Origin of the sequence: Allobosea lupini (genome assembly GCF_900109525.1) — a bacterium.
Classification (GTDB): Bacteria; Pseudomonadota; Alphaproteobacteria; order Rhizobiales; family Beijerinckiaceae; genus Allobosea; species Allobosea lupini.
Genome location: NZ_FOAN01000003.1, coordinates 266,342 through 292,737, shown reverse-complemented (window position 1 = coordinate 292,737; position 26,396 = coordinate 266,342). Strand labels below are relative to the sequence as shown.

General features: G+C 67.4%; 28 protein-coding genes. 10 read left to right on the top strand and 18 right to left on the bottom strand.

Going from position 1 to position 26,396, the window contains the following annotated elements:
- Nucleotides 1-24 precede the first annotated feature (24 nt).
- Nucleotides 25-1,404 (top strand): L-serine ammonia-lyase, encoded by a 1,380-nt coding sequence (locus tag BMZ21_RS10755; protein WP_091833220.1) that lies wholly within the window; start codon nucleotides 25-27, stop codon nucleotides 1,402-1,404.
- Nucleotides 1,405-1,439: 35 nt separating this feature from the next.
- On the opposite strand, the gene BMZ21_RS10750 is transcribed toward BMZ21_RS10755, so the two are convergent.
- Both BMZ21_RS10750 and BMZ21_RS10745 read right to left on the bottom strand, forming a co-directional pair.
- Entirely contained in the window at nucleotides 1,440-2,912 is a 1,473-nt protein-coding gene (locus BMZ21_RS10750) for a protein adenylyltransferase SelO (protein WP_091833216.1), read from the bottom strand.
- A gap of 89 nt (nucleotides 2,913-3,001) precedes the next feature.
- Nucleotides 3,002-4,345, bottom strand: coding sequence for an aminotransferase-like domain-containing protein (locus BMZ21_RS10745; protein ID WP_091833213.1), 1,344 nt, complete (start codon nucleotides 4,343-4,345; stop codon nucleotides 3,002-3,004).
- 175 nt (nucleotides 4,346-4,520) lie between these two features.
- Here BMZ21_RS10745 and BMZ21_RS10740 point away from each other — a divergent pair, with 175 nt between their 5' ends.
- Both BMZ21_RS10740 and hmgA read left to right on the top strand, forming a co-directional pair.
- Nucleotides 4,521-4,757 (top strand): YjiS-like domain-containing protein, encoded by a 237-nt coding sequence (locus tag BMZ21_RS10740; RefSeq protein ID WP_091833210.1) that lies wholly within the window; start codon nucleotides 4,521-4,523, stop codon nucleotides 4,755-4,757.
- Nucleotides 4,758-5,211: 454 nt separating this feature from the next.
- A complete protein-coding gene (gene hmgA / locus BMZ21_RS10735; protein WP_091833207.1) occupies nucleotides 5,212-6,564 on the top strand; it encodes a homogentisate 1,2-dioxygenase in 1,353 nt (450 codons plus the stop codon).
- Between the two features lie 28 nt (nucleotides 6,565-6,592).
- On the opposite strand, the gene BMZ21_RS10730 is transcribed toward hmgA, so the two are convergent.
- The 5 genes from BMZ21_RS10730 to BMZ21_RS10710 form a co-directional block, all read right to left on the bottom strand.
- Entirely contained in the window at nucleotides 6,593-7,294 is a 702-nt protein-coding gene (locus tag BMZ21_RS10730; RefSeq protein WP_091833204.1) for an ABC transporter ATP-binding protein, read from the bottom strand.
- Entirely contained in the window at nucleotides 7,281-8,066 is a 786-nt protein-coding gene (locus BMZ21_RS10725) for an ABC transporter ATP-binding protein (RefSeq protein ID WP_091833201.1), read from the bottom strand. The genes BMZ21_RS10730 and BMZ21_RS10725 overlap by 14 nt, the downstream gene beginning before the upstream one ends.
- A complete protein-coding gene (locus BMZ21_RS10720; RefSeq protein ID WP_091833199.1) occupies nucleotides 8,066-9,019 on the bottom strand; it encodes a branched-chain amino acid ABC transporter permease in 954 nt (317 codons plus the stop codon). Before BMZ21_RS10720 ends, BMZ21_RS10725 begins: the two co-directional genes overlap by 1 nt.
- Nucleotides 9,020-9,021: 2 nt before the next feature.
- Entirely contained in the window at nucleotides 9,022-9,894 is an 873-nt protein-coding gene (locus BMZ21_RS10715; RefSeq protein WP_091833196.1) for a branched-chain amino acid ABC transporter permease, read from the bottom strand.
- A gap of 185 nt (nucleotides 9,895-10,079) precedes the next feature.
- Nucleotides 10,080-11,216, bottom strand: a complete 1,137-nt coding sequence (locus BMZ21_RS10710; protein ID WP_091833193.1) for an ABC transporter substrate-binding protein — start codon at nucleotides 11,214-11,216, stop codon at nucleotides 10,080-10,082.
- A gap of 223 nt (nucleotides 11,217-11,439) precedes the next feature.
- Here BMZ21_RS10710 and paaG point away from each other — a divergent pair, with 223 nt between their 5' ends.
- From paaG to BMZ21_RS10690, 4 genes are read left to right on the top strand one after another with little or no spacing between them, the layout of a single operon-like run.
- A complete protein-coding gene (gene paaG / locus BMZ21_RS10705; RefSeq protein WP_091833189.1) occupies nucleotides 11,440-12,240 on the top strand; it encodes a 2-(1,2-epoxy-1,2-dihydrophenyl)acetyl-CoA isomerase PaaG in 801 nt (266 codons plus the stop codon).
- The gene (paaI, locus tag BMZ21_RS10700) at nucleotides 12,237-12,683 is read left to right on the top strand and encodes a hydroxyphenylacetyl-CoA thioesterase PaaI (protein WP_091833186.1); all 447 of its coding nucleotides are present in this window, start codon (nucleotides 12,237-12,239) and stop codon (nucleotides 12,681-12,683) included. Before paaG ends, paaI begins: the two co-directional genes overlap by 4 nt.
- Before the next feature lie 38 nt (nucleotides 12,684-12,721).
- Complete coding sequence (gene paaK / locus BMZ21_RS10695) at nucleotides 12,722-14,032, top strand: phenylacetate--CoA ligase PaaK (protein WP_091833183.1); 1,311 nt, start codon at nucleotides 12,722-12,724, stop codon at nucleotides 14,030-14,032.
- A gap of 6 nt (nucleotides 14,033-14,038) precedes the next feature.
- Nucleotides 14,039-14,635, top strand: coding sequence for a TetR/AcrR family transcriptional regulator (locus BMZ21_RS10690; protein ID WP_091833180.1), 597 nt, complete (start codon nucleotides 14,039-14,041; stop codon nucleotides 14,633-14,635).
- Between the two features lie 7 nt (nucleotides 14,636-14,642).
- On the opposite strand, the gene paaZ is transcribed toward BMZ21_RS10690, so the two are convergent.
- The 8 genes from paaZ to pcaF all read right to left on the bottom strand — a co-directional run bounded on the left by paaZ (nucleotide 14,643) and on the right by pcaF (nucleotide 22,434).
- The gene (gene paaZ / locus BMZ21_RS10685; RefSeq protein ID WP_091833177.1) at nucleotides 14,643-16,703 is read right to left on the bottom strand and encodes a phenylacetic acid degradation bifunctional protein PaaZ; all 2,061 of its coding nucleotides are present in this window, start codon (nucleotides 16,701-16,703) and stop codon (nucleotides 14,643-14,645) included.
- A 63-nt stretch (nucleotides 16,704-16,766) separates the two neighbouring features.
- Nucleotides 16,767-17,531, bottom strand: coding sequence for a Phenylacetic acid catabolic protein (locus tag BMZ21_RS10680; protein WP_244543797.1), 765 nt, complete (start codon nucleotides 17,529-17,531; stop codon nucleotides 16,767-16,769).
- Entirely contained in the window at nucleotides 17,521-18,594 is a 1,074-nt protein-coding gene (gene paaE / locus BMZ21_RS10675; RefSeq protein WP_091833174.1) for a 1,2-phenylacetyl-CoA epoxidase subunit PaaE, read from the bottom strand. The genes BMZ21_RS10680 and paaE overlap by 11 nt, the downstream gene beginning before the upstream one ends.
- Entirely contained in the window at nucleotides 18,594-19,097 is a 504-nt protein-coding gene (gene paaD / locus BMZ21_RS10670; protein WP_091833171.1) for a 1,2-phenylacetyl-CoA epoxidase subunit PaaD, read from the bottom strand. The genes paaE and paaD overlap by 1 nt, the downstream gene beginning before the upstream one ends.
- Nucleotides 19,098-19,107: 10 nt before the next feature.
- A complete protein-coding gene (gene paaC, locus BMZ21_RS10665) occupies nucleotides 19,108-19,887 on the bottom strand; it encodes a 1,2-phenylacetyl-CoA epoxidase subunit PaaC (RefSeq protein ID WP_091833168.1) in 780 nt (259 codons plus the stop codon).
- Complete coding sequence (gene paaB, locus BMZ21_RS10660) at nucleotides 19,887-20,171, bottom strand: 1,2-phenylacetyl-CoA epoxidase subunit PaaB (RefSeq protein WP_038360406.1); 285 nt, start codon at nucleotides 20,169-20,171, stop codon at nucleotides 19,887-19,889. The genes paaC and paaB overlap by 1 nt, the downstream gene beginning before the upstream one ends.
- Nucleotides 20,172-20,195: 24 nt before the next feature.
- Nucleotides 20,196-21,200 (bottom strand): 1,2-phenylacetyl-CoA epoxidase subunit PaaA, encoded by a 1,005-nt coding sequence (gene paaA / locus BMZ21_RS10655; RefSeq protein WP_091833165.1) that lies wholly within the window; start codon nucleotides 21,198-21,200, stop codon nucleotides 20,196-20,198.
- 28 nt (nucleotides 21,201-21,228) lie between these two features.
- Complete coding sequence (gene pcaF, locus BMZ21_RS10650; RefSeq protein ID WP_091833162.1) at nucleotides 21,229-22,434, bottom strand: 3-oxoadipyl-CoA thiolase; 1,206 nt, start codon at nucleotides 22,432-22,434, stop codon at nucleotides 21,229-21,231.
- Nucleotides 22,435-22,866: 432 nt separating this feature from the next.
- Between pcaF and BMZ21_RS10645 the strand changes: the two genes are divergently transcribed.
- Nucleotides 22,867-23,778, top strand: coding sequence for a cell wall hydrolase (locus tag BMZ21_RS10645; protein WP_244543796.1), 912 nt, complete (start codon nucleotides 22,867-22,869; stop codon nucleotides 23,776-23,778).
- Nucleotides 23,779-23,816: 38 nt separating this feature from the next.
- Here BMZ21_RS10645 and BMZ21_RS29900 read toward each other — a convergent pair whose 3' ends face one another.
- A complete protein-coding gene (locus tag BMZ21_RS29900) occupies nucleotides 23,817-24,014 on the bottom strand; it encodes an SDR family oxidoreductase (protein ID WP_143079688.1) in 198 nt (65 codons plus the stop codon).
- On the bottom strand, nucleotides 24,014-24,151 hold the full coding sequence (locus BMZ21_RS30580) for an SDR family NAD(P)-dependent oxidoreductase (RefSeq protein ID WP_208862259.1): 138 nt from the start codon (nucleotides 24,149-24,151) through the stop codon (nucleotides 24,014-24,016). Before BMZ21_RS30580 ends, BMZ21_RS29900 begins: the two co-directional genes overlap by 1 nt.
- A 186-nt stretch (nucleotides 24,152-24,337) precedes the next feature.
- Here BMZ21_RS30580 and BMZ21_RS10635 point away from each other — a divergent pair, with 186 nt between their 5' ends.
- Nucleotides 24,338-25,138 carry an HpcH/HpaI aldolase family protein gene (locus BMZ21_RS10635; protein WP_091833159.1) on the top strand — a complete coding sequence of 267 codons (801 nt, stop codon included), beginning with the start codon at nucleotides 24,338-24,340 and terminating at the stop codon, nucleotides 25,136-25,138.
- A 104-nt stretch (nucleotides 25,139-25,242) separates the two neighbouring features.
- A complete protein-coding gene (locus BMZ21_RS29895) occupies nucleotides 25,243-25,413 on the top strand; it encodes a hypothetical protein (RefSeq protein WP_208862258.1) in 171 nt (56 codons plus the stop codon).
- 51 nt (nucleotides 25,414-25,464) lie between these two features.
- Here BMZ21_RS29895 and BMZ21_RS10630 read toward each other — a convergent pair whose 3' ends face one another.
- Entirely contained in the window at nucleotides 25,465-26,337 is an 873-nt protein-coding gene (locus BMZ21_RS10630; RefSeq protein ID WP_091833156.1) for a flagellar motor protein MotB, read from the bottom strand.
- Between the last annotated feature and the right edge of the window lie 59 nt (nucleotides 26,338-26,396).

The window sequence follows — 26,396 nt, the reverse complement described above, 5'->3', positions numbered from 1 at the left end:
CGCGCGCTCGGCTGGAGGCGGTTGATGTTCCTGAGTGTGTTCGACGTCTTCAAGATCGGGATCGGCCCGTCATCCTCGCATACGATGGGGCCGATGACGGCGGCGGCGCATTTCCTGGAGCTCCTGCGCCGGCACCCGTCCCGCGCGGATGCAGCGGCGGTCGGCGCCACGCTCTACGGCTCGCTCGCCTTCACCGGGAAAGGCCACGCCACGGATCGCGCCGTGACGCTGGGCCTGCTCGGCTGGACGCCGGCCGAATTCGATTTCGACGCGGCAGCGCGTCAGCTCTATGCGCTCGGGGAAACGCATCTGCTGCGCCTCGACGGCCTGCCGCCGCTCGCCTTCGACCCGGCCGTCGACATCGTCTTCGACTACGGGCCGCCCTTGCCCGGCCATGCGAATGGGCTCGTCTTTTGCGCTCGCGATTCCGCCGGAGCCGAGCTCCTGTCCGAAACCTATTATTCGATCGGCGGCGGCTTCGTGGTGACGGCGCAGGAGCGCAAGGCGCCTCCCCTCGCCGCCACCACATCCTCCTGGCCCTATCCGTTCGCGAATGCGGCAACGATGCTGCGCATGGCGCGCGAAAACGGGCTCTCGATCGCGCAGATGAAGCGCGCCAACGAGATCCACCTGCGCTCGGCGGACGAGGTCGACAACGGCCTTGCCCGCCTCTGGGCGGTGATGAACGGCTGCATCGAGCGGGGCCTTTGCCAAGAGGGCGAATTGCCGGGCGGCCTGCGCGTGCGCCGCCGGGCCGCGAAGATCCACCGGCAGCTGGAGGCAGAGCGGCAGAGCAATCGCGCCCAGCCCCATGCGGCCTCGGACTGGCTCGGCGTCTATGCCATGGCCGTGAACGAGGAGAACGCGGCGGGTGGCCGGGTGGTGACCTCGCCGACCAACGGGGCAGCCGGCGTCTTGCCTGCCGTGCTGCGTTACTATCTCGACCACTGCGTCGGGGCCGAGCCCGGCAGGATCCCCGACTTCCTGCTCACGGCTGCGGCGATCGGCGGACTGATCAAGCACAACGCCTCGATCTCCGGCGCCGAGGCCGGCTGCCAAGGCGAAGTCGGCTCCGCCGCGGCGATGGCGGCGGCCGGCTTCTGCGCAGTACTCGGTGGATCACCCGAGCAGGTCGAGAACGCTGCAGAGATCGCCCTCGAACACCATCTCGGCATGACCTGCGACCCTGCGGCAGGCCTTGTCCAGGTGCCCTGCATCGAGCGCAACGGCATCGGCGCGATCAAGGCGGTCGCAGCCGCCTCGCTCGCCCTGCGCGGCGACGGCTCGCATTTCATGCCGCTCGACAACTGCATCGAGGCGATGCGCCAGACCGGCGAAGCCATGAACGAGCGCTTCAAGGAAACCAGCCTCGGCGGTCTGGCGGTCAATCTGCCGGAATGCTGAGCCTCGAGGCGAACCGGCTTTCGCCGGAAACGTCCTCAAGTCCCGCAAAATGTCGCGATCACGCGCTCATGTGCTGCAGGCGGGCGTGCATGGTCCTCACGGCCGGGCTGCGCGTCGAAAGGCCTGGAGAGAACGTCGATCAGGGTCTCGAACGGAGCGAAGTCATCGCGCTCCACGGCAGCCTGGATCGCCGCCTCGACCAGATGGTTTCGCGGGATGAACAGCGGGTTCGTGCCCAGCATGGCACCCTGCCGCTCATTCGCCGATGCAGGCTCCCGCGACAGGCGCCGGCGCCAGCGCTCGTCCCAGGCATCGAACGCGGCGGGGTCGGCAAAGAGGCCGCGGCAGGCCTGCGCACCGTCAGCTCGCCCGGCCGCCTCGCTCAGGCGCCGGAAGACCAAAGTGAAATCGGCCTCGCCGCGCTGCATCGTCTCGAGCAGCGCCTTGATCAGCTCGACATCATCAGCCTCCTCGGTGGCGAGGCCGAGCTTGCGACGGAAGCCTGCGATCAGGTTCTGCTGGAATTGCGGGTCGAACCGGCCGAGCGCCTCCTGCGCGATCGCCACGGCCCTGTCGGGGTCGTCGGCCAGCAGCGGCAGCAGCGCCTCGGCCAGGCGCGCCAGATTCCAGCGGGCGATCGGAGGCTGGTTGCCGAAGGCATAGCGCCCGTGCTCGTCGATCGAGCTGAACACGGTCGTCGGATGATAGATGTCCATGAAGGCGCAGGGCCCGTAGTCGATGGTCTCGCCGGCGATCGACATGTTGTCGGTGTTCATCACGCCGTGGATGAAGCCGATCGTCATCCACTGCGCGACGAGCGCGGCCTGCGCGGCGACCACCGCCTCGAAAAGGGCGAGATAGCGACCATCGCCGGCGCAATCCGGATAGTGCCGCTCGATCACGTGGTCGGCGAGCAGGCGCAGCGCCTCGACGTCGCCGCGGGCGGCGAAGAACTGGAAGGTGCCGATCCGGATATGGCTGGAGGCGATGCGGGTCAGGACGGCGCCGGGCAATGCCGTCTCGCGCCTGACGGCCTCGCCGGTCAGGACCGCAGCTAGCGCGCGTGTCGTCGGGATGCCCAGCGCAGCCATCGCTTCGCTGACGATGTATTCGCGCAGGACCGGCCCCAGCGCCGCCCGGCCGTCGCCGCGACGCGAGAAGGGGGTCGGGCCAGATCCCTTGAGCTGGAGATCCCGGCGCCTGCCGCGCCGATCGACCAGCTCGCCGAGCAGGATGGCCCGACCGTCGCCGAGCTGAGGGCTGAAGCCGCCGAACTGATGGCCGGCATAGGCGGTCGCGATCGACGCTGCGCCGACCGGTACGTCGTTGCCGGCCAACATGGCCACGCCCTCCGGGCCTTCCAGCCAGTCGGGATCGAGCCCGAGGTCCAGTGCGAGCGGCGTGTTCAGCCGGATCAGCCGGGGCGCAGCCACGGGCGTCGGCGCCACGGTCGCGTAGAAGCGCTCCGGCAGGCGCGCATAGGAATTGTCGAAGGCGATCGGGCTCATCGATCGTAGATATACGCGGAAAGCGCCATCGCAACATGAGACCGAACTTCGCCCGGCCGTTCCGCCGGCCGTCGCCTGCGGTACCTCGCTCACTCCGTCGAGTCGAAATCGTCCTCCCGGGCGTGCAGGAGCGCGGCCAGCGTATGCAGGCCGAGATCGAGCTGTTCCATGCTCGGCGTCGCCAATGCCAACCTGACCGCGTTCGGCGCATGACCGGGCGTCGCCGCGAAGGTGCTCGACGGGGTCAGTGCGATGTCGCGCCGGGCCGCAGCCGCAACGAAGCTCTGCGAGCGCCAATGCGCCGGTAGCGTCAGCCACAGATGGTAGCAGTTCCTGTTGGCCTGGACCTCGAAGCCGGCGAGGCGCTCTGCCGCGAGTGCCTGGCGCGCGCGGGCATCGAGGCGCTTCGCCTCGGCGAGCTCGGCGATGGTGCCGTCGCTCATCATCCGCTGGGCGGCCGCGAAGGCGAACCCCGTCGCCGTCCAGCCGCCGGAACGCACCGAGGCCTTGATGCTCTCGCGCAGGCGCAGCGGCACCACGACGAAGCCCAGCGTCAGCCCCGGCGCGACCTTCTTGGACAGGCTGTCGATCACGATGCAGGAGTCCGGCGCGAGCGCCGCCAGCGGCGGCCCATCCTCGAGGAAGCCATAGACATTGTCCTCGATGATCGGCAGGCCGAGCGCCTGGGCGACCCCCAGCAGATCGGCCCGGCGCGCCTGTGGCATCGTCGTTCCCAGCGGGTTCTGGACCGCCGGCTGGATATAGAGCGCCGAAAGATGGGCTTCGCGATGCGCCTTCTCCACGGCGTCTGGCCGTATGCCACTCTCGTCCATCGCCAAAGGCACCAGCGTGATAGCCAATCGGGCGGCGATCCCCTTGATGAAGGGGTAGGTCAGGGCCTCGACGCCGCAGCGGCCGCCGGTCGGAACGAGAGCGGCGAGCGCCGCAGCGACGGATTGGCGGCCATTGCCGGTGAAGACCAGCTGCTCGGGCGCCGGAGTCCAGCCGCCTTGCGAGAGGAAGGCGGCACCAATGCTGCGGATCGCCGGCGTGCCGACGCTGGTTGCCTGCCGCAAGGCGGCATCGAGCGCCGCGGCCTCATCGAGGCCGGCGAGACTCCTGGCGATCAGAGCGGCCTGCCGCGGCAGGATCGGGTAGTTGAACTCGAGATCGATCCTTGTGCCGCTCGGTTCGCCGGGCGCCGCGACGCCACGCCTGGCCTCGCCCGAGACGAACGTGCCCCGGCCGACCTCGCCGACAACGAGCCCGCGGCGCAGCAGCTCGGCATAGACCCGGCTCGCCGTCGAGACGGCGATCTTGCGCTCATAGGCGAAGTTGCGCTGCGGCGGCAGGCGCTCGCCCGGCTTGAGCGTCCCGGCGGCGATGTCGGCGGCGATCGCGTCGGCCAACCTCAGATAATCGGATTTCGACATTTATTGCACCGAGATCAATGTTTTCATTGATCCGATATTTGTATCGGATCATTTTGCCTTCATCAACCTAGCCGCACCGGAAATCGCGAAGGTTACGACGGCCGACGATCACCTCGTCGACGTGACGAGAGCGTGTTGCGGACGTCTGGCCCGGTGCTGTCCAACGGAGGCCAACATGTCTGCGGTTCTGCCGACCATCGCCCGCCTCGTCAGTGCAAAGCGCTCCGAGGCACGGCTCCGCTTGCCGGCCGCATGGTGCCAGGCCGTCGTGCGCTATTTCGAGCGCCGCGGCGCGATCGACCACCTGCGCGAGCTCGACGAGTGCGCTCTGCACGACATCGGCATCGCCAGAAGCCAGATCGAGGCTGCCGTGCAGGGGCGCATCCCACGCACCGGCCGGAAGCGCATATGACGGACATGCGCGGCCGACACGCTGCCGATCGCAGATCATCGTCAGATTGAGGCCGACCGGTCTGCGGCTTCCCGAGCCCGTCCTTGCTCGTCATCTGATTCCGACGCGAGGAGGACGGCAGGGGCTCGAACGCCGCCGGCCAGAGCTCGAGCGGCAGGCAATCTCGCGCGAGCGGTCGCCGACGCGGTGCACCCAACCGCGCCGTCGATCGGCTACCGCCATCGCGCCCATTGAGGCTACCCCTCTTCCGAACGACGTCCCCTCGGGCCGGCGCGGCGAGACCTCGCCAATCCGGAACGGCCGGCCCATGATGCGGATAATGAGCGCCTGCGAAGCGAGCTATCCTCGCTTGTTAGTCACACGAAAAATGGTTACAAACGCAACTATATGATACCTCCTGCCGGCATCGGGACAGTCGCGGCGGGAGGGCCGCCGTGTCTTTCGGGAGGGTGTCATGAACGTTCGGAACACGGCTGCCGCGCAGGACGGCACGACCAGGAGCGCGATCGCGACCGGCTACATGTCCGGCTTCGGCAACGGCTTCGAGACCGAGGCCCTGCCGGGAGCGCTCCCGCTCGGCCGCAACTCGCCACAGCAATGCGCCTACGGGCTCTATGCCGAGCAGCTCTCCGGCTCGCCCTTCACCGCGCCGCGCACCACCAATGAGCGCTCCTGGCTCTATCGCATCCGGCCGACGGTCGCCCATTGGAACACCTTCAGGAAGGTCGATACCCGCCTCTGGCGCACGGCACCGGCCCGCGAGGTCGACATGCCGATCGCGCCGCTGCGCTGGAGCCCGATCCCGATCCCATCGGAGCCGCTCTCCTTCGTCGAGGGCGTCCATAGCATCACCACGGCCGGCGATGCCGGCAGCCAGGGCGGCATGGGCGCGCATGTCTACCTGATCACGCGCTCGATGGTGGACGAGTACTTCTACAATGCCGATGGCGAGATGCTGTTCGTGCCGGAGCAAGGCTCCTTACGCCTGTGGACCGAGTTCGGCATCATCGATATCGAGCCGGGCGAGATCGCGGTCATCCCGCGCGGCGTCAAGATTCGGGTCGAGCTCACGAACGGACCGGCCCGCGGCTATATCTGCGAGAACTATGGCGGCGCCTTCACTTTGCCGGAACGCGGGCCGATCGGCGCCAACTGCCTCGCCAATCCCCGTGACTTCCTGACGCCGGTCGCGGCCTATGAGGACCACGACGCGCCCTCGAAGATGTATGTGAAATGGGGTGGTAATCTCTGGGCCGCCGATATCGCGCATTCGCCGCTCGACGTCGTCGCCTGGCACGGCAACTACGCGCCCTACAAATACGATCTCAGGCGCTTCTCGCCGGTCGGCCCGATCCTCTACGACCATGCCGATCCGTCGATCTTCACCGTGCTGACCTCGCCTTCGGAGACGCCCGGCACCGCCAACATCGACTTCGTCATCTTCTCCGACCGCTGGCTGGTGGCCGAGAACACCTTCCGCCCGCCCTGGTACCACATGAACGTGATGAGCGAGTTCATGGGGCTGGTCTACGGCGTCTACGACGCCAAGACCGGCGGCGGCTTCGTGCCGGGCGGCATTTCCCTGCACAACACGATGCTGCCGCATGGGCCGGATGTGGCCGCGTTCGAGAAGGCCAGCACCGTCGAACTGAAGCCGCACAAGCTCGAAGGCACCCTCGCCTTCATGTTCGAAACGCGTTTTCCCCAGCAGGTCACGGCCTTCGCCGCGCAGAGCGAGGCGTTGCAGCAGGACTATGGCGGCTACGGCCACAAGCTGACCAAGCATTTCGACCCGACCAAGCCCTGAGGCCAGAGCGTATTGGCTGCGCGGCACCTCAGATGCCGAGATAGGCCTCGCGGATGCGCGGATCGGCGATCAGTTCCTCGGCCGTGCCGCTGAAGCCGATGCGGCCGGTCTCCATGACATAGCCGCGATCGGCGATCCTGAGAGCCGCATAGGCGTTCTGCTCGACCAGCAGCACGGTGACCCCGAGCGACTTCAGATTTTTCACCACGTCGAAGATCTGCGCCACCAGGATCGGCGCGAGCCCCATGCTCGGCTCGTCGAGCAGGAGGCAGGCGGGCCGGGCCATCAAGGCGCGGCCGATCGCCAGCATCTGCTGCTGGCCGCCGGAGAGGCCGCCGGCCGGCAGGTTGCGCTTCTCCTTCAGGATCGGGAACATGGCGAAGGCATCGGCCATGTCGCGCTCGACACGCTCGTCGGCGAAGAGATAGGCGCCGAGCCGCAGATTCTCCTCGACGGTCAGGTTGGTGAAGATCAGCCGGCCTTCCGGCGACTGCGAGAGTCCCAAGGCCACGCGGCGATGCGCCGGAATCGCCTTCAACGCCTCGCCGCGGAAGATGATCGCGCCACCGCTCGCCGGCTGCACGCCGGAGATGCAGCGCAGCAGCGTCGTCTTGCCGGCGCCGTTGGCGCCGACGACGGTGACGATCTCGCCCGAGCCGACCTCGAGATCGACGCCGTGCAGGACCTCGATGCGGCCATAGCGCGAGCGCAGCCCCTCAACGGAGAGCATCGCCCGCCTCCGTCGCTTGCGCGCCGAGATAGGCCTCGATCACCCTGGGATCGCGCGAGACGGCAGCAGGTGCGCCCTCGGCGATCTTCTCGCCGCGATCGAGCACGACGATGTGCTGGGATATCCGCATCACCATCTTCATGTCGTGCTCGACCAGGAGAATGGCGACGCCGGACCTGGCGACCTCGGCGATCAGATGGTCGATCTCCTCGGTCTCGACGGCGTTGCAGCCGGCCGCCGGCTCGTCGAGCAGAAGGATGCGCGGCTCCAGCGCCAGAGCGCGCGCGATCTCCAAGCGCTTCAGCGCGCCATAGGAGAGCGAGGAGGCCTCCCGCTCGGCGCCGCGCGCCAGGCCGACCCGCTCCAGCAGTTCGGTGGCGCGCGCCCTGGCGTCGGCGCTGCGGCGGCGCGAGGACGGCAGGCTGAGGAGATCGCCGAGGATCGGCCCGCGCTCCCGGAGATGGCAGCCGGTCATGGCATTCTCCAGCACGCTCATGCGCTGGAAGATCTGCAGGTTCTGGAAGGTGCGGGAGAGGCCGCGCTCGGCGAGGCGGTTCGGCGCCAGGCCGGTGACGTCCTGCCCGTCCAGCGCGATCCGGCCGCGCTGCGGCTGGTAGACGCCCGAGATCATGTTGAACAGCGTGGTCTTGCCGGCGCCGTTCGGACCGATCACCGAGACGATCTCGCCGGGCGAGACCGAGAAGCCGACATCGTTGACGGCGCGAAGGCCGCCGAAATCGATGCCGAGAGCTTCGACCGAGAGAAGCGTCATCAGCCCCTCCCCTTCAAGCGGCGCATGATCGAGGGCAGCAGCCCCTCGCGCATGAAGATCATCACCAGCATCATGATCAGGCCGAGGATGAGGTTCTCGTATTGCTGCAGCACGGTCAGCGCCTGCGGCAGCAGGGTCAGCGTCGCCGCGCCGAGGATGGCGCCCGGAACCGATCCGACGCCGCCGAACACCGTCATCGTCACCAGCTCGACCGAGTGCAGGAAGCCGGCAACATCGGGCGTGATGAAGCGGTTCATCAGCGCCAGCAGCGAACCGGACAGCGAGGCGTAGACGGCCGAGATCACGAAGGCCGAGAGTTTCAGCCGGGCGACGTCGACACCGACGGTGCGGGCCGCGACCTCTGAATCGTGCAGGGCACGCAGCGCCCGTCCCGAGGGGCTATCCTGCAGGTTAAGCGCGATCCAGGCGCCCGCGAGCATCGAGAGGCCGGTGGCGGCGTACCAGAACTGGGCGTTGCTCAGGCCGATGCCGATGGCGGCGAGCGCACTGCGCAGGCCGAGCTCGGCGACCTCGCGCCCGTCCGGCCCACCGGTGATCTTCGCCTCGTTGGCGAGCACCATCGAGACAAGGATGCCGAAGCCAAGCGTGGCGACAGCGAGGTAATAGCCCTTGAGGCGCAGGATCGGCCGTCCGATCAGCCAGGCGATGCCGCCCGAAAGCAGCGCCCCAAGCAACATGGCCAAGCCTGGATGCAGGCCGAGATAGCCGGGAGCCAGCGCGCAGGCATAGGCGCCGATTCCGGCGAAGCCGGCATGGCCGAGGCTGATCTGGCCGGCGAAGCCGATCAGCACGACTAGGCCGGTGACGGCGAGCCCGTTCACGAAGATCAGCGCGCCGATGCGGTAGTAGAAATTCGAAGGGAAGAAGGCCGGCGCCAGTGCGATCAGCACGGCCAGCGCGATCAGGGTCAGATGCTTTTGGGACAGGCGCATCGTCAGACCCGGTCCATCGCCTTGCGGCCGAACAGCCCTTGAGGCCGCGCGAACAGGATCACGAGGATCAGCACGAAGGCGACCGCGTCCTTGTAGACCGAACTGACGTAGCCGGCGGTCAGCGCCTCGATCAGTCCGAGCAGCAGGCCGCCGATCAACGCCCCGGCCGGAACGCCCATGCCGCCGAGCATGGCGGCGGCGAAGCCCTTCAACGCCATCGCGACGCCGAGATCATAACTGGTGAGGGTGATCGGGGTGACGAGCACGCCAGCGAGCGCGCCGATCGCGGCCGAGACGGCGAAGCTCAGCGTCATCATGTGATTGGGATTGATGCCGACCAGGCTCGCCGCGATGCGGTTGTTGGCGGTGGCGAGCACGGCCTTGCCGGTCAGCGTGCGGGCGAAGAACAGCCAAAGGACAACGAAGATCGCGACCGCCCCGGCGATGACCCAGAGGCCCTGGGGCAGCATCGTCGCGCCGAAGACCCTGAGCGGATCATCGCCGGAGAAGCTCGGGAAGCGGTGGAGTTGCTTGTCGAAGACGAGTTGGGCGCTGCCGCGCAGGAAGATCGAGGCGCCGATGGTGATGATGATCAGGCTGGCGACCGGCGCGCCGCGCGCCGGCTCGATCGCGAGCTTGTTGAGGAGCACGCCGATCGTCGCGGCGGCGAGGATGGCGAGCAGCGCCGCCAGCGGCAGCGGGATGCCGGCCTGCCAGGCGAAGAAGGTGATCATGCCGCCGAGCATGACGAACTCGCCCTGGGCGAAGTTCACCACGTCGGAGGCGTTGTAGATCAGGGTGAAGCCGAGCGCGACGAGCGCATAGACAGCCCCAACCGTCACGCCCGACAACAGGTATTGGAGAAGTTCGGGCACTTGATGCTCCCCGTGGCCAGATCAGATGCTGAAGGCCAGTCCAGCCCGTCATGCTCGCCCTTATGGCGAGCATCCACGTCTTGAACACCACCTTGCCCGAGGGAAGACGTGGATGGTCGGGACAAGCCCGACCATGACGCAAAGGGCGTCGCTCAGCGACCGCAGACGCGCCCCATTCCGGCGCCCTACTGCACCAGTGCCCAGTTGCCGCCCTTGATCTCGAGCATGCGGAAGGCGGAAAGGTCGAGGCCGAGATGGTCTGATGCCGCCATGTTGAAGGTGCCGGTGACCCCGACGAAGCCCTTGGTGCCCTCGAGCGCGTCGCGGATCGCCTTCGGCTCCGCCTTGCCGGCACGCTTGATCGCATCGACCAGCAGCCGCAGGCCGTCATGTGCATAGCCGCCGAAGGTGGAGGCGGGCTGGTTGAACTTCGCCTGGTAGGCGCTTGTATAGGCCGAGACGACCGGCTTCTGCGGGTCGTTCGCCGGCAGGAGGCTAGCGACGAGGACCGCCGTGCCAGGCAGGCGCACGCCTTCCGAGGCCGGGCCGGCGAGGTCGATGAAGCTCTTCGAAGCGACGCCATGCGACTGGTAGAGCGGCGTCTTGATGCCGAGCTGGCCGTAATTGCGGGTCACGATCGCCGGACCCTGGCCGAAGCCGGGATTGAGGATCGCCTGCACATCCGCCTTGGACCGGATATTGGTGAGCTGCGGGGTCATGTCGGCGTCGTTCGGGCCGTAGGTCTCCTCCGCCAGCACGGTGATGCCGAACTCCCCGATGACCTGCAGGCACTGCTTGCGCATCGAGGCGCCGAAGCCGTCAGAGCCTGAGATCAGCGCGATCTTGCTGAAGCCCTTGGCCTTCATGTCCTCGAAGATCTTGCGGCAGGCCATCCGGTCGGTATGCGGCGTCTTGAAGACGAAGGGCTTCACGGGATCGACGATCTCTATCGCGCCCGCCAGCGAGATGAACGGGATCTTGGCGTTCTCGACGACCGAGATGATCGACATGGTGGTGCCGGTGGTCGAGCCGCCGACGATGGCGACGACCTCGTCGTCCTCGACCAGGCGGGTGGCGAAGGTGCGTGCCTTGTTCGGGTCGCCGCCATCGTCATAAAGGACGAGCTTGATCTTCTGGCCGAGCACGCCGCCGGCGGCATTGATCTCGTCGACCAGCAGCTTGAGGGTCTTGGCCTCGGGGTCGCCGAGCGAGGAGGCCGGGCCGGTCTCGGAGACCGAGGCGCCGATCTTGATGTCGGCGAAGGCCGGGCCAGCCAAGCCGAGCGTCAGCGCGAGCGCGCCGCCGATTAGTCCGAACTTCATCGTTTCCTCCACCGTCCCAGGCGCTTTTTTGTCCAAGCGCTTTGTGGCTGTCGCCGCGCCGCCGAAGGTTCGGAGCACAGTCCTTATCGTTCCCCGCAGACTCGATCGGCTTGGATCGGGCGGACCCATCCAGCTTGCTCGCGCCTGTGTTGAGTTAATAATTGACCGACCGTTCGGACTATGCAAGGAATTTTTTGGAGCGACGGCCCAAGGCCGCGACGATATGGGAGGACGGCGCGTGTCCGACACGGTCAAGATCGAGCTCGCCGACGGCCTGCTACGGCTGACGCTCAATCGCCCCGACAAGCTGAACGCCTTCAACGACGAGATGCACCTTGCGCTACGCGCCGGATTCCAGCATGCGCATGACGAGAGCGACATCCGCGCGGTGCTGCTCACCGGCGCCGGCCGCGGCTTCTGCGCCGGCCAGGACCTCGGCGATCGCGATCCGCGCAAGGAGACGGCGCCGGATCTCGGCCGCACGATCGAAAGCTTCTATAATCCGCTGATCCGCCAGATCCGCAGTCTCGACAAGCCGGTCGTCTGCGCGGTCAACGGCGTCGCCGCCGGCGCCGGCGCCAATATCGCGATCGCCTGCGACATCGTGCTGGCGGCGCGGTCGGCGAAGTTCATCCAGGCCTTCTCGAAGATCGGCCTCATCCCCGATTCCGGCGGAACCTGGAGCCTCGCGCAATTGCTCGGCGAAGCCCGCGCCAAGGCGCTCGCGCTGACCGCGGAGCCGCTGACGGCGGAAACCGCCGCCGCCTGGGGCCTGATCTGGCGCGCCGTCGATGATGCAGAGCTGATGAGCGAGGCCGAGGCACTCGGCAAGAAGCTCGCCGCCGGCCCGACCTTCGGGCTCGGCCTGATCAAGCAGGCGATCCAGGCTTCGGCCGGCAACACCCTCGACCAGCAGCTCGACCTCGAGCGCGATTTGCAGCGCCGGGCCGGCCGCAGCGCCGACTATGCCGAGGGCGTGCTCGCTTTCCTCGACAAGCGCCAGCCGAAGTTCAGCGGACGATGAGCCTCGACGTCTCCGATCCGCTCGCCGTCGCCCGCGCCTCTGCCGCGGCGATGTGGGAGAAGGACCTCGCTTCCCGCAGCCTCGGCATGAGTCTCGACGCGATCGGTCCCGGCGAGGCGCAGCTGTCGCTGACCATCACGGTCGAGATGACCAACGGCCACAAGACCTGCCATGGCGGCTACATCTTCACTTTGGCGGACTCGGCCTTCGCCTTCGCCTGCAACAGCTACAACCAGAACACCGTCGCGCAGCATTGCTCAGTGACCTTCCTGCGCCCCGCCTTCGCGGGTGACCGGCTCAGCGCGAGCGCGCGCGAAGTCTCGCGCATCGGCCGCGGCGGCATCTATGACATCACGGTGACGAACCAGAACGGCGAGCATGTCGCGGAATTCCGCGGCCATTCCCGCACCGTCAAGGGCACGCCGATACCCGTACCGGACTGAACGCGCCGGCTGAAACAAGACTGAAGCGGAGGAGACCCATGGAAGACCTTTCGCCCCGCCCGGGCGAGCTCGACCCCATCGAAACGGCCTCCCGCGACGAGATCTCGGCGCTCCAGCTCAAGCGGCTGAAGACGACGCTCGACCATGCCTATCGCAACTCGGCGCATTACCGAGCGACGTTCGACGAGGCCGGCGTCCATCCGGATGATCTCAGGACGCTGTCCGACCTTTCGAAGTTCCCGTTCACGGTGAAGCAGGACCTTCGCGACACCTATCCGTTCGGGATGTTCGCGGTGCCTCGAGAAAAGGTCGCCCGCATCCACGCCTCCTCCGGCACGACCGGCAAGCCGACGGTCGTCGGCTACACCCAGAACGACATCGAGATGTGGGCGACTTGCGTCGCCCGCTCGATCCGGGCGGCGGGCGGCCGGGCCGGCGACATCTGCCATGTCGCCTATGGCTACGGCCTGTTCACCGGCGGGCTCGGCGCCCATTACGGTGCCGAGAAGCTCGGCTGCACGGTCATCCCGATCTCAGGCGGCATGACCGAGCGCCAGGTCTGCCTGATCCAGGACTTCAAGCCGCGCATCATCATGGTGACGCCGTCCTACATGCTGTCGATCCTCGACGAATTCCGACGCCAGGGCATCGACCCGCGCAGCTCCTCGCTCGCCATCGGCATCTTCGGCGCCGAGCCCTGGACCAATGCGATGCGCCAGGAGATCCAGCAGGACTTCGACATGCATGCCGTCGACATCTATGGCCTGTCGGAGGTGATCGGCCCCGGCGTCGCCAGCGAATGCGTCGAGACAAAGGACGGTTTGCATGTCTGGGAGGATCATTTCTATCCTGAGATCATCGATCCGGAGACCGGCGAAGTCCTGCCCGACGGCGAGATCGGCGAGCTCGTTTTCACCTCGTTGACCAAGGAGGCGTTGCCGATCATCCGCTACCGCACGCGCGACCTGACGCGACTGCTTCCCGGCACGGCGCGGGCGATGCGCCGGATCGAGAAGATCACCGGCCGCACCGACGACATGATGATCCTGCGCGGCGTCAACATCTTCCCGACGCAGATCGAGGAGCAATTGCTGAAATGCGGCGGGCTCGCCCCGCATTTCCAGATCGAGCTCGTGCGCGCCGGCCGCATGGACGACATGGTCGTGCATGTCGAGGCGATGCCGCACGCAGCCGATGCCGACGCGCGCGCTGCGTCAGCCAAGGAGCTTGCGCACCACATCAAAAGCGTGGTGGGGGTGAGCACCAGGATCGAGGTCGGCGACCCCGATTCGGTCGAGCGCTCGGCCGGCAAGGCCAGGCGCGTCGTCGACAACCGGCCGAAAGGATGACAGGCGATGGCCCGCACCAGGGCTGCGGATTTCGACGAGAAGCGGCGCAGCATCCTCGACAGCGCCGCAGCCGTCTTCGCCAAGCTCGGCATGGAGCGCGCCTCGATGGCGCAGATCGCCCAGGAGAACAACGTCTCCAAGGCGCTGCTCTACCATTACTATCCGAGCAAGGACCTGCTGATCTTCGATATCGGCCTGACCCATCTGGTCGAGCTGGAGGCGGCGATCATCGAGGCCGACCGGCCCGATCTCGAGCCAAGGGCGCGCCTGCGCCATCTGATCGGCGGCGTGCTCGAGAACTATCGCACGGCCTCGAACTTCCACCAGGTCCTGCTCAACGGCACCGGCTCGCTCACCGACGCCCAGAGGCTGGAACTGCGCGAGATGGAGCGCCGCATCGTCAAGGCGTTCTCGGACGTGCTGGTCGACATCAACCCGGCGCTGGCGAAAAGCAGCGCCGGTGTGACGCCGGTCACCATGTCGCTCTTCGGCATCCTCAACTGGGTCTACACCTGGTTCCGGCCGAGCGGCGCGCTCAGCCGTGAAGGCTATGCCGACATGGTCACCGCGCTGTTCCTCGACGGCGCCAGCGCGATGAAATAGGCCGCGCTCACGCCGGCCAGGTCTTCGCCACCATGGTCAGCACATCGTATTGCGCGACGAGCTGAGCCTCCTGGTTGCTGACCGCACAGTCCCACCGTACCTCGCCATAGTTTTCCGTCTCGCGCGGATTGATCTGCTTGCAGGTCAGCGTCACCTGCAGCGTGTCGCCCGGATTGACCGGGGTGAGGAAGCGCAGCGCATCGACGCCGTAATTGGCGAGCACCGGGCCCGGCGCCGGATCGACGAAGAGGCCGGCGGCGAACGACACGATCAGGTAGCCGTGCGCAACGCGCCCGTCGAAGAACGGGTTCGCCTTGGCGGCGTCCTCGTCCATATGGGCGTAGAAGGTGTCGCCGGTGAAATGGGCGAAATGCTCGATGTCCTCCAGCGTCACCGTGCGCGAGGCCGTGACGAGCTGGTCGCCGATCTCCAGTTCGGCCAGCGACTTGCGGAAGGGATGGATGCCGTCCTGCCGTGTCTTTGCACCCTGCATCCAGCGCCCGGTGACCTCCGACAGCAGCCAGGGCGCGCCCTGCACGGCGGTGCGCTGCATGTAGTGCTTGACCGAGCGCATGCCGCCCAGCTCCTCGCCGCCGCCGGCGCGCCCGGGGCCGCCATGGACCAGCACCGGCAAGGGCGAGCCATGGCCGGTCGAGGACTTGGCGCTGACGCGGTTGCCGAGCATGACGCGGCCATGCCAGGGGCCGAGCGCCTCGACGGCCTCGCGTGCGAAGCCGGCGTCATTGGTGAAGACGGAGGCGACGAGACTGCCCTTGCCGCGCCGTGCCAGCTCCGCGGCCTCCTCGGCAGTCTCGTAAGGGATGATCGTGCTGACCGGGCCGAAGGCCTCGACATCATGCACGGCCTTGGCTGAGCCCGGCTTGCCGCAATAGAGCAGGACGGGGCTGAGGAAGGCGCCGGCCTCGGCATCGCCAGAGGTCAGCTTCGCCTGCCTCGGATCGCCGGCGACGACCTCGGCATCCCCCTGCAGTTCGGCGATGCGTGCGCGGACCTCGTCGCGTTGGGCGAGGCTGGCGAGCGGGCCCATGCGGGTCGCTTCCTCGCCGGGATTGCCGAGCGCGGTCCTGGCGAGACGCTCGCCGAGCGCCTTGATCAGCGGCTCGACTGTGGCGCGCGGCGCGATCACGCGACGGATCGCCGTGCACTTCTGCCCGGCCTTCACCGTCATCTCGCGGGCGACCTCCTTGACGAAGAGGTCGAACTCCTCGGTGCCCGCGACGGCGTCGGCGCCGAGGATCGCGGCGTTGAGCGAATCCGCCTCCATGGTGAAGCGAACGGAATTCTCGACGATCGCCTTGTGCGCCCTGAGCTTGCGGCCGGTGGCGGCCGAGCCGGTGAAGGTCACGACATCCTGGCAATCGACATGGTCGAGCAGGTCGCCGACCGAGCCGCTGATCAGTTGCAGCGCGCCCTTGGGCAGAATGCCGGTCGCGATGATCCGGCGCACCATCAGTTCGGTCAGATAGGCGGTCTGGCTCGCCGGCTTGACGATCGCCGGCATGCCGGCGAGCAGCGTCGGCGCCAGCTTCTCCAGCATGCCCCAGCACGGGAAGTTGAAGGCGTTGATATGGATCGCGACGCCTTCCAGCGGCGTCAGGATGTGCTGGCCGGAGAAGCTGTTGTCGCGCGAGAGCGCCTCGACATCGCCATCGACGAGCGTGCGCGTGTTCGGCAGCTCGCGCCGGCCCTTCGAGGCATAGGACAGTAAGGTGCCGATGCCGCCCTCGATGTCGATCCAGCTATCGGTGCGCGTCGCGCCGGTGGCGGTCGAAAGGGCGTAGAACTCCTCCTTCGCCTCCATCAGCACCTGGCCGAGGGCCTTCAGCATCAAGGCGCGCTCGTGGAAGCTCAGCTTGCGCAGCGCCGGTCCGCCCGTCTCGCGGCCATGGTTCAGCGCACGCTTCATGTCGAGCCCGCTGGCGTCGATCAGCGCGACCTCCGCCCCCGTCGCCGCATCGAGCAGCGGCACGGCCTTGCCGGCGCCGCGGACCCAGTCTCCGGCGATATAGGATTCGAGCTGGCGGACGGTCTTCACTGGCGCGTTCATCCCTGGAGATCCCTTGTCGATCGCAGTTTGCGGCTTGTCGCCGTCATCGGTTGGATATGCGGCTCAGGCGATGCCGATGGCGTGCAGCAGCTTGCCGACCTGCCGCTCCCAGGCGGCGGCGAGTTCGGCATTGCCGGTATGGCGCAGGCCGAACTTCCTCTGCGTCTCGAAATGCGCCGAACTGCCGCGGCCGAAGCTCGCGGCGACGCGCGGGCGCCAATAGGCGAGCGCTGCGGCAATCTGCGGCCGGTTGCCTGCATCCTCAAGTAGCTTGCGCAAACCTTCCTCGCCCAGCTCGGTGTGCCGGCGCTCTCGCGGCAGGATGGCGCGGAAGATCTCGGCCAGCGGCTGGTAGGAAAGCCCGGCGAATTCCTCGATCTGGATCACCACGGCCTGGCCCATCAGCACGTTCATCACGACCGCGTCGAGCCAGCCCTGCAGCGGATAGTGCAGCACGGCAAGCCGCATGTCGGCGCCGTGGCGGGCAGCACCGAGATCGCTGTCGCGCGCCACGCGCTCGGCCCAGGGATGGTGGTTGGCATAGCGCGAGATGTCGGCGCCGAACTCGCCCATCACCGCCAGCACGCGCTCGGCATGGTCGAGCTTCTCCAGCACGATGCGGGAGGCGGCGATGCGCTCCTTGATGCCCGGGCCCTGGTTGATGATGTCGGCGAAGCCAGCGGCGCCTGCCAGCTCGCTGTCGACGAAGGTCGCCATCAACCGCAGCAACTCACCGCGATAGCGCGGCGGCGCGTTCTCGGACGTGGTCAGCTTGCCGCCCTGCGCCAGATAGTCCTCGAGCGGCATGGTGTCGGCGTCACTGGTCATAGGTCACCACCACCCGGTCGGAGAGCGGATAGCACTGGCAGCTCAGCACATAGCCCTGGCGGACCTCGTAATCCTCGAGGGCATGGTTGGTCGCCATCTCGACCTCGCCCTCGACGACCATGGCGCGGCAGGTCGAGCAGACGCCGGCCTTGCAGGCATAGGGGGCATCGAGGCTGGCACCGAGCGCCGCCTCCAGGATGGTCTGGCCGGTCTTGGCCATCTCGATCACCCGCGTCATGCCGTCGAGGGTGATCGTCGCGGTGCAGGTCGCGGCCTTGCCGTTGTCGACAGCACTCTTGACCACATGCTTGCCGCGGCGCGGGGCGGAGGCGAACAGCTCGAACTTGATCTGGTCGTCGCGCAGGCCGTGCTCGCGCAGCGCCGCCGCGATCGCCAGCATCATCGGCTCGGGACCGCAGATGAAGGCCATGTCGATGGCGGCGATGTTGATCCAGCCCTTGAACAGCCTGGCGCATTTCTCGGCGTCGATGCGGCCGGAGAAGAGCTCGACCTCCTGCGCTTCGCTCTCCAGCACATGCACCACGTTGAACCGGCCGAGATGGGTGTTCTTGATGTCCTCCAGTTCCTCGCGGAACATGATCGAGTTGATCGAGCGGTTGCCGTAGACCAGCGTGAAGCGCGAGCCCGGCTCGCGCGCCAAGGTCGTCTTGATCAGCGAGAGCACCGGCGTGATGCCGCTGCCTCCGGCGAAGCCGAGATAATGCCGCTTCTCCTCCGGCTTCAGCGGCACGTGGAAGGCGCCCATAGGTGGCATCGCCTCCACCATGTCGCCGGGTTTCAGCTCCTCGTTCGCCCAGGTCGAGAAGGCGCCACCATCGACGCGCTTGATGCCGACCTTGAGCACGCCCTCGTCCTTGCCGGCGCAGATCGAATAGGAGCGGCGCAGCTCCTCGCCCTCGAACTCCCTTCGGAACGTCAGGTACTGGCCTTGGGTGAAGTCGAAGGCGGCGCGGTCCTCAGGCCGCGGCGCGAGCGTGACGACGACCGCATCGCGCGTTTCGCGGCGGATATCGGCGACCTCCAATGGAAAGAAGCGTGCCATCAGATGCTCTTGAAGTAGTCGAAGGGTTCGAGGCAGTCGGTGCAGCGGAAATGCGCCTTGCAGGGCGTCGAGCCGAACTGGCTGATGCGCTCGGTCCTTTGCGAGCCGCAGCGTGGGCAGGAGACCTGAAGCGGCACCAGCGCGCCGGCGCAAGCGGCCGTGCCCTCGACTGGCGGAGCGATGCCGTAGTCGCGCAATTTGGCGCGGCCCTCAACGCTGATCCAGGCGGTGGTCCAGGCCGGCGACAATTGCCGCTTGAGCCTGAGCTTCTCGATGCCATGCTCGCGCAGGCCGCGCTCGATCTCGAAATTGATGACGCCGGTCGCCGGGCAGCCGGAATAGGTCGGCGTCACCGTCACCTCCAGCAGGTCATCGACCCAAGCGACATCACGGATGATGCCGAGATCGACCAGCGAGATCACCGGGATCTCGGGATCGGGAATCTCGCCGAGCCAGGACCAGATCTCGGCGACGGCCGGGCGGGAGATGGTGGCGGCATCCATCAGCGCCTCCTCACCAGCTGGCGCCGGGATAGGCGCGCTGCAGGAACTGCATCTCGGCGAGGATGTAGCCGAGATGCTCGGAATGGACGCCGCGCCGGCCGCCCTTCTGGACGAAGCTCTTCTCTGGCGCCTTCAGCGTCGCCTCGGCGAAGGTGGTGCCGACATGCACCTGCCAGGCGGCCTTGAGCAAGCCCGGCTCCGGTGCGAGGCCCGCCGACGCCAGCTCATCGTCGACCGCATCGGCGAGGAACATCTCGCCGGTATAGGGCCAGAGGAAATCAACGGCCGCCTGCATGCGGGCATGGCTTTCAGCCGTGCCGTCGCCGAGACGCACAACCAGATCGGCGCTGCGTTCGAGATGATAGGCGACTTCTTTCGAGGCCTTCTCGGCGATCTCGGCGATGCGCCTGTCGGCCGAACCGATCAGCGCCTTCAGCAGCGGCAGATGCCAGGCGTCGAACAGATATTGCCGCATCAGCGTGCGGCCGAAATCGCCATTGGGCTGCTCGACCAGCAGGAGATTGCGATAGCCGGAGACATCGCGCAGGAAGGCGAGATTGTCGGGCGTGCGGCCCTTGCCCTCGGCCTCGCAGGCGAGCCCGAGCCAGAGCTGGGTCTGGCCGATCAGGTCGAGCGCCGTGTTGGCGAGCGCAATGTCCTCTTCCAGCGCGGGGGCATGGCCGCACCATTCCGAATTGCGATGGCCGAGGATCAGGCAGCTGTCGCCCATGCGCAGCGCGAACTCGGCGACCGCCGCAGAAACCGCAGAGGAAGAGGCCGGGGCGCTCATCACATGTGCCCCACTTCGTCCGGTACGTCGAAGAAGGTCGGGTGCCGGTAGACCTTGGCGTTGGCGGGATCGAACAGCGGCCCCTTGTCGGACGGCGCGCTGGCGACGATGTCGGCCGAGCGCACCACCCAGATGCTCACGCCCTCATTCCGGCGCGTATAGACGTCGCGGGCATTGAGGATCGCCATCTCGGCGTCGGGCGCGTGCAGGCTGCCGACATGCCGGTGGTTGAGGCCATGCTGGCCGCGGATGAAGACCTCCCAGAGGGGCCATTCGCTCGACATCATCAGCTCCCTTCCGTCGGAGTGTTACTCGGCCGCGATGCGCGAGGCCTGACGCCGCGCCGCCTGCTTGCCGGCATGGGCGGTGAGCCCATCGCGGAACCAGGCGCCGTCGTTCCAGGCCTTGCGGCGCGCTTCCAGCCGCTCGCGATTGCACGGGCCCTCGCCGGCGATCACAGCGAAGAACTCGGTCCAGTCCGGCTCGCCGAAATCATGGCCGCCCTTCGCCTCGTTCCACTTCAGCGCGGGATCGGGGACGGTGAGGCCGAGATACGTGGCCTGGGGCACGGTCTGGTCGACGAATTTTTGGCGCAGCTCGTCATTGGAATCCTGCTTGATGTTCCAGGCCATCGACTGCGCCGAATGCACCGAGGCGTCGTCCGAGGGGCCGAACATCATCAGCGACGGCCACCACCAGCGGTCGAGCGCGTCCTGCGCCATCGCCTTCTGCTCTGGCGTGCCCTTGCTGAGCACGGTCATGATGTCGAAGCCCTGGCGCTGGTGGAAACTCTCCTCCTTGCAGATGCGCACCATGGCGCGGGCGTAAGGGCCGTAGGAGCAGCGCTGCAGCGGCACCTGGTTCATGATCGCCGCGCCATCGACCAGCCAGCCGATCGCGCCGATATCGGCCCAGCTCAGCGTCGGATAGTTGAAGATCGAGGAGTACTTGGCCTTGCCGGAATGCAGCTGCTCGTACATCTGGTCGCGGCTGATGCCGAGCGTCTCCGCCGCGCAGTAGAGATAGAGGCCATGACCGGCCTCGTCCTGGACCTTGGCGAGCAGGATCGCCTTGCGCTCCAGCGTGGGCGCGCGGGTGATCCAGTTGCCCTCGGGGAGTTGGCCGACAATCTCGGAATGGGCGTGCTGGCTGATCTGGCGGATCAGCGTCTTGCGATAGTCCTCCGGCATCCACTCCTTCGGCTCGATCTTCTGGCCGGCGTCGATGCGCTGCTGGAAGGCGCGCTCCTGCGGCTCCATCTCGTCGAGGCTGCGGACCCGCTTCGCCTCGGTCTTGACCATCTGGGCATACATCGGCTCGCCTCCTGTTCCGCCTCGCGCGTCAGACGCGCTCGAGGATCACTGCAATTCCCTGCCCCACCCCGACGCACATCGTGCAGAGGGCGTAACGCCCGCCGCTGCGTTGGAGCTGCCACATCGCCGTCGTCGCCAGGCGGGCGCCGCTCGCGCCGAGCGGGTGGCCGAGCGCGATCGCGCCGCCATTCGGGTTCACCTGCGGAGCGTCGTCCGGCAGGCCGAGCTCGCGCAGCACCGCAAGTCCCTGCGCCGCGAAGGCCTCGTTGAGCTCGATCACGTCCATCTGTGCGAGCTCCAGCCCGGCACGCTGCAGCACCTTGCGCACCGCCGGCACCGGGCCGATGCCCATGATGCGCGGCGCGACGCCGGCAGCCGCCATGGCGACGACACGGGCGCGCGGCGTCAGGCCGTTGGCTTTCGCGGCTGCCTCGCTCGCGACAATCAGCGCCGCCGAGCCGTCGTTGACGCCCGAGGCATTGCCGGCGGTTACGCTGAGATCGGGGCCGTTGACGCCTTTCAGCTTGGCCAGCTGATCGAGCGTCACATCCGGACGCGGATGCTCGTCGCGATCGACGATGAGTGGATCGCCCTTCTTCTGCGGCACGGAGACCGGCGCCATCTCATCAGTGAAGCGGCCGGCGGCCTGAGCCGCGGCCCAGCGCTGCTGGCTGCGCAGCGCGAACGCGTCCTGGTCGGCGCGCGAGACGCCGAAATCGGCGGCGACATTGTCGGCCGTCTCGGGCATGGAATCGATGCCGAAGGCCTTCTTCAGCTTCGGGTTGACGAAGCGCCAGCCGATCGTGGTGTCGTAGACCGCATTGGCCCGCGAGAAGGCAGACTCGGCTTTCGGCATGACGAAGGGCGCGCGCGACATGCTCTCGACGCCGCCGGCGAGCATCAGCCCGCAATCGCCGGCGCGGATCGAACGGGCGGCAAGCCCGAGCGCATCAAGGCCCGAGCCACAGAGCCGATTGACCGTGGTGCCGGGCACATCGACCGGCAGCCCGGAAAGGAGGACAGCCATGCGCGCGACATTGCGATTGTCCTCGCCGGCCTGGTTGGCGCAGCCGAGAATGACGTCGTCGACTTGGCTCCAGTCCACGGAGGGATTGCGCTGCATCAGCGCCGTGAGCGGGATGGCTGCGAGATCATCGGCACGGACGCCGGAAAGCGCCCCGCCATAACGGCCGACGGGCGTGCGAACCGCATCGCAAATGAAAGCGTCCGCCACGATGTCTCTCCCCGCGTTTCGCCGCTTTGTTTTTATCAACCGACCGGTCGGTCATTTAATTGCACGAATTCGAGGAGAGATCAACCGGCCGGACGGATTGCCGCAACAGGCCACGCTATAGGTCTAGAAGCGAGGCCCCGAGGCGCGACGTCGATGAGAGGCTGGCCGCCTGCCACCATGCCGGTAAAGCGCCGACGGAAACCGGGATCAATGCCCGTATCCTCGCCCACGGCGCGGAGAGCACGCAACGGGACAGGGCTCGGCTGCGCGCCGCTGAACGGCCTGCGGGGTCCACTGCCGCCACTTTCGGCCGTGTCATCTTTGCCTCTTCCGTCCGAAATTAACTTTCTGGTAAGAGGTTCGGGTTTCCTTGCCGGTGACGATGGCTCGCTGATTGCGGCAGCCGAGATCCCGTAATCAGGAGGTCACCGCATGAAGCGGACCGCGATCGCTGCAGATGCCGTTCGTTCTCTCGACAAGAGCCGCCACGGCCGCACAGCGATCCCGCTTCTGATGGCTCTGGCCGCGCCGGCGCTGGCCGCCTGCAGCACCGCCCCGGTCCAGACTGCTTCGACGACGACGGCCAGCCCCGGGACGACGACGAAGCAGACCCACGAGACCCGCAAGCGCGCGATCGAGCTGGCCAAAGCCGACCCGCGCGAGCGCGAATGCCTTGTCCGCGCGATGTATTTCGAATCGAACCGGTCGAGCGAATCAGGCCTGCTCGGCGTCGGTACCGTCGTGATGAACCGGGTCGGGGCGCCGCGCTACCCCGAGACGATCTGCGGCGTCGTCGGCGCACCGCGCCAGTTCGCCCCGGGCGTGCTGACCCGCCAGATGGTGGCGCGCGACCTGCCCAAGGCCGAGGCCGCCGCCGACGCCATCCTCGCCGGCAAGCGCAACGAGGCTGTCGGCAATGCCAAGCATTTCCACATGGCCGGCCTGCGCTTCTCCTACGCGAACATGCATTACGTGACGGTGGCGGGCGGCAACGCCTTCTATGTCAAGGGCGAGCGTCCGGAGCGCCGCCGCATCGAGGAGCCGAGCTACCAGCTGGCCGCGGTCACCGCGCCGGCGCCAGTTGCCGCCAGTGCCTCGTCCGTTCCGACCTCCTTCGCCAATGCGCCGCTGGCCTTCGCTCCGGAAGCCCCTGCTGCCGCCGAACATGCCAGCCAGTCCACACATATGGTCAGCAAGGCGACGTTGCCGCCGAGTCGGCCCTTCGATCTCGACATGCCCAAGAGGCTGGCGCGGACCTTCATTGCGCCGCCGAAGAGCGACGCCCGGATCGCGGCGCTGATGCCGAGCTCCCGCGGGCTGCGTGGCAGCGTGGCTCAGGACTGAGCTATACTGCGGGTCTGGCAACCGACTGGCCGGCCGGATCACATCCGGCCCGCGTCGACCTTGATGCGCTCGGAGGTGATCGAGGAGGACTCGCTCGCCAGGAACGGTGCGGCGCGCGCCACCTCCTCCGGCTCGACCCAGCGCTTCATCGCCGCCTTGTCGGTGTAGTTCGCCCGGACGATCTCATCCGCCGGCCGGTTTTCCTTGGCGGCGCGGGCGGCGATGACGCGCTGCATCAATTCCCCATTGACCGCGCCCGGCAGAGCGCGTTGACCCGGATGCCGTGGATGCCGACCTCCTGTGCGACGGCCTCGGTGATGCCGATCACTGCGAACTTCGTCGCGGCATAGGCGCTGCGCAGGCGAGTTGTCATTCGGATACCCTTCCCCCGAGTGTCGTATCCGACGTTTCCCCGCCAGATCCCAGAGCGATCCTGACGGCTTTCTGACGCGGGGGGCGCGCGCCTCGGCTGATTTCGAGATGTGAAACGGCGGGACTTCCAGCCATATCCGGGAACGGGAGTGCCATCATCCGATGATCGACATCGGCACGGCAGACCATGCGGACATCCGCCCAGTCCAGCTTTCGCAAGCGCCTCGTCAGCGGCGCCTTCCTGGCGGGGAGCTTCGTCAAGACGCCGAGCCCGCATGCCACCGAGATCCTCGGCAATAGCGGCTTCGACTTCATCGTCGTCGACCAGGAGCACGCCCCCTTCGACCGCGTCACCACCGACCTCGTGCTGCTGGCGGCGCGGGCGGCCGGCATCGCCGGCGTCGTGCGCGTCCCGACGCTGACCAGCGACGCGATCCAGGCGTCGCTCGATTGCGGCGCGGTGGGGATCCTCGCTCCGCATGTCGCGAGCGTCGCGGATGCGCAGGCGCTGGTCGCCGCCTGCCGCTATCGCGGCGGCAAGCGCGGCTTCTTCGGCGTTACCCGCGCCGGCCGCTATGGCGGCAGCAAGATGTGGGACCTCGTCGACGCAGCCGATGCGGCGGTAGCGACGATCGCGATGATCGAGGACCCGGCGGCGCTGGCCGAGATCGACGCCATTCTCGCGGTCGAGGGGCTCGACGCCGTCTTCATCGGCCGCGGCGACCTCACCGTCGCGCTCAGTGCGCCGACCCGCGACGCGCCCGAAGTCAGCGACGCCATCGATGCGATCCTGCGGGCCGCCAAGAAGGCCGGCAAGCCGGTCTGCGTGATGACCGACAATGGCGAGGAATCCGCGGGGTTCGCCGAGCGCGGCGCCAGCGCCTTCATCCTCTCCTCCGACCAGGGCTTTTTGCGCAAGGCGGCGAGCCAAGCTCTTGGGCAGATGCAGGCAGCCAGGAGCCGGGTCGAGAACCCCGGCGCGCGCTAAGAGAAACGGGGCCGTGAGCTATCCCTCCAGCGATCCACGCTCGAAGCTCGCCGCTCCGGCAGCGGCGAAGGCGGTCCCGGTCAAGGCCTATGCCGGCGCCGACTATGAACACCGTGCTCTGCTCGGATCTCGGGCTGATAGACTCACCGCGCCCGATCGACGGCCATCGCGAAATCGTCGGCCATTTGCTCGACCTGCAGTTCACGGAGGCCGAGATCAAGCAGCTGACCGGTGGGGGTGCGGCGGAGTTGCTCGGGTTGGAGGCGGTCGCCTGATAGAAAGCCCACGGAACTGGTGGGGCAGTCCGCTCGCGCCCTTGCGGGCACTCAGCGAACGAGGTTCGGGGGCAATGGCGGCTCTTCGCTGAGCAGCGTGATCCTCACCCGTCGGTTCGGCGAGATGTAGGGATTGTCGGGGAAGACCGGCTCGGTGTCGGCGCGCCCCACCACGGAGGCGAAGCGGTCGTTGGGGAACCCTGCACCCGACAGGATTTCGCGCACGGCGAGCGCGCGCCCGGTGGTCAAGCTCCAGGGATCGACGCCAGCCACCGCGCCCGGGCGCGTGGCTGCCGTGTGGCCGGTGATGGCCAAGCGGTTGGGCAGGCGGCGCAGAGTGGGCGCGAGCGTCTCCAGCACGCGACGGGTGCTCGGATAGGGCTGGACGGAGCCCTCGGGGAACATGGAGCGGCCGGACTCGTCCATGAGGGCGACATCCAACCCCTCCTTGGTCGGCTCGATGACGATACTGCGCGACAGATCGGCGATTTCGGGCATGCTCTGGAGCGCCTGCCGGAGGCTGGCTATCGCGCTGTGGCTGGCCTGCTGGCCGGCGGCCGAGCGGTTGATCTCGCGGTCGCCGGCTCCGCCAGCGCTGGCCCGGCGCACCTTATCGTCCGGCTTGGAGGTCCCTGTCGCCACCTCGCGCGGCGGCGACGGCTTGCTGCCCGATTTGTCGAGTGCGGTACCCCACAGCATGCCGCCGGCGCCACTGGTGCTGGGACTCAATGACCCCGGCGCGAAATACTCCGCAAGGCCTTCCTTCTGCTCCTGTGTCGTCATGCTGATCAGCCACATCAGCAGAAAGAACGCCATCATCGCGGTCACGAAGTCCGCATAGGCGATCTTCCAGGCGCCGCCGTGATGCGCATGAGCGGCCTTCTTGACCTTCTTGACGATGATCTGCTGGGCAGGCTTGCTCATCTAAGTCCTTGCTTGAGATTGGGCCGGTTCTAGAGACTGTCAGTGACCATGGGAACGAA

What these genes read in the sequence shown, in the direction of transcription:
- BMZ21_RS10755 (WP_091833220.1), top strand. Translation starts at nt 25, where the DNA reads ATGTTCCTGAGTGTGTTCGACGTCTTCAAGATCGGGATCGGCCCGTCA.
- BMZ21_RS10750 (WP_091833216.1), bottom strand. Translation starts at nt 2,912, where the DNA reads ATGAGCCCGATCGCCTTCGACAATTCCTATGCGCGCCTGCCGGAGCGC.
- BMZ21_RS10745 (WP_091833213.1), bottom strand. Translation starts at nt 4,345, where the DNA reads ATGTCGAAATCCGATTATCTGAGGTTGGCCGACGCGATCGCCGCCGAC.
- BMZ21_RS10740 (WP_091833210.1), top strand. Translation starts at nt 4,521, where the DNA reads ATGTCTGCGGTTCTGCCGACCATCGCCCGCCTCGTCAGTGCAAAGCGC.
- hmgA (WP_091833207.1), top strand. Translation starts at nt 5,212, where the DNA reads ATGAACGTTCGGAACACGGCTGCCGCGCAGGACGGCACGACCAGGAGC.
- BMZ21_RS10730 (WP_091833204.1), bottom strand. Translation starts at nt 7,294, where the DNA reads ATGCTCTCCGTTGAGGGGCTGCGCTCGCGCTATGGCCGCATCGAGGTC.
- BMZ21_RS10725 (WP_091833201.1), bottom strand. Translation starts at nt 8,066, where the DNA reads ATGACGCTTCTCTCGGTCGAAGCTCTCGGCATCGATTTCGGCGGCCTT.
- BMZ21_RS10720 (WP_091833199.1), bottom strand. Translation starts at nt 9,019, where the DNA reads ATGCGCCTGTCCCAAAAGCATCTGACCCTGATCGCGCTGGCCGTGCTG.
- BMZ21_RS10710 (WP_091833193.1), bottom strand. Translation starts at nt 11,216, where the DNA reads ATGAAGTTCGGACTAATCGGCGGCGCGCTCGCGCTGACGCTCGGCTTG.
- paaG (WP_091833189.1), top strand. Translation starts at nt 11,440, where the DNA reads ATGGGAGGACGGCGCGTGTCCGACACGGTCAAGATCGAGCTCGCCGAC.
- paaI (WP_091833186.1), top strand. Translation starts at nt 12,237, where the DNA reads ATGAGCCTCGACGTCTCCGATCCGCTCGCCGTCGCCCGCGCCTCTGCC.
- paaK (WP_091833183.1), top strand. Translation starts at nt 12,722, where the DNA reads ATGGAAGACCTTTCGCCCCGCCCGGGCGAGCTCGACCCCATCGAAACG.
- BMZ21_RS10690 (WP_091833180.1), top strand. Translation starts at nt 14,039, where the DNA reads ATGGCCCGCACCAGGGCTGCGGATTTCGACGAGAAGCGGCGCAGCATC.
- paaZ (WP_091833177.1), bottom strand. Translation starts at nt 16,703, where the DNA reads ATGAACGCGCCAGTGAAGACCGTCCGCCAGCTCGAATCCTATATCGCC.
- BMZ21_RS10680 (WP_244543797.1), bottom strand. Translation starts at nt 17,531, where the DNA reads ATGACCAGTGACGCCGACACCATGCCGCTCGAGGACTATCTGGCGCAG.
- paaE (WP_091833174.1), bottom strand. Translation starts at nt 18,594, where the DNA reads ATGGCACGCTTCTTTCCATTGGAGGTCGCCGATATCCGCCGCGAAACG.
- paaD (WP_091833171.1), bottom strand. Translation starts at nt 19,097, where the DNA reads ATGGATGCCGCCACCATCTCCCGCCCGGCCGTCGCCGAGATCTGGTCC.
- paaC (WP_091833168.1), bottom strand. Translation starts at nt 19,887, where the DNA reads ATGAGCGCCCCGGCCTCTTCCTCTGCGGTTTCTGCGGCGGTCGCCGAG.
- paaB (WP_038360406.1), bottom strand. Translation starts at nt 20,171, where the DNA reads ATGTCGAGCGAATGGCCCCTCTGGGAGGTCTTCATCCGCGGCCAGCAT.
- paaA (WP_091833165.1), bottom strand. Translation starts at nt 21,200, where the DNA reads ATGTATGCCCAGATGGTCAAGACCGAGGCGAAGCGGGTCCGCAGCCTC.
- BMZ21_RS10645 (WP_244543796.1), top strand. Translation starts at nt 22,867, where the DNA reads ATGAAGCGGACCGCGATCGCTGCAGATGCCGTTCGTTCTCTCGACAAG.
- BMZ21_RS29900 (WP_143079688.1), bottom strand. Translation starts at nt 24,014, where the DNA reads ATGCAGCGCGTCATCGCCGCCCGCGCCGCCAAGGAAAACCGGCCGGCG.
- BMZ21_RS30580 (WP_208862259.1), bottom strand. Translation starts at nt 24,151, where the DNA reads ATGACAACTCGCCTGCGCAGCGCCTATGCCGCGACGAAGTTCGCAGTG.
- BMZ21_RS10635 (WP_091833159.1), top strand. Translation starts at nt 24,338, where the DNA reads ATGCGGACATCCGCCCAGTCCAGCTTTCGCAAGCGCCTCGTCAGCGGC.
- BMZ21_RS29895 (WP_208862258.1), top strand. Translation starts at nt 25,243, where the DNA reads ATGAACACCGTGCTCTGCTCGGATCTCGGGCTGATAGACTCACCGCGC.
- BMZ21_RS10630 (WP_091833156.1), bottom strand. Translation starts at nt 26,337, where the DNA reads ATGAGCAAGCCTGCCCAGCAGATCATCGTCAAGAAGGTCAAGAAGGCC.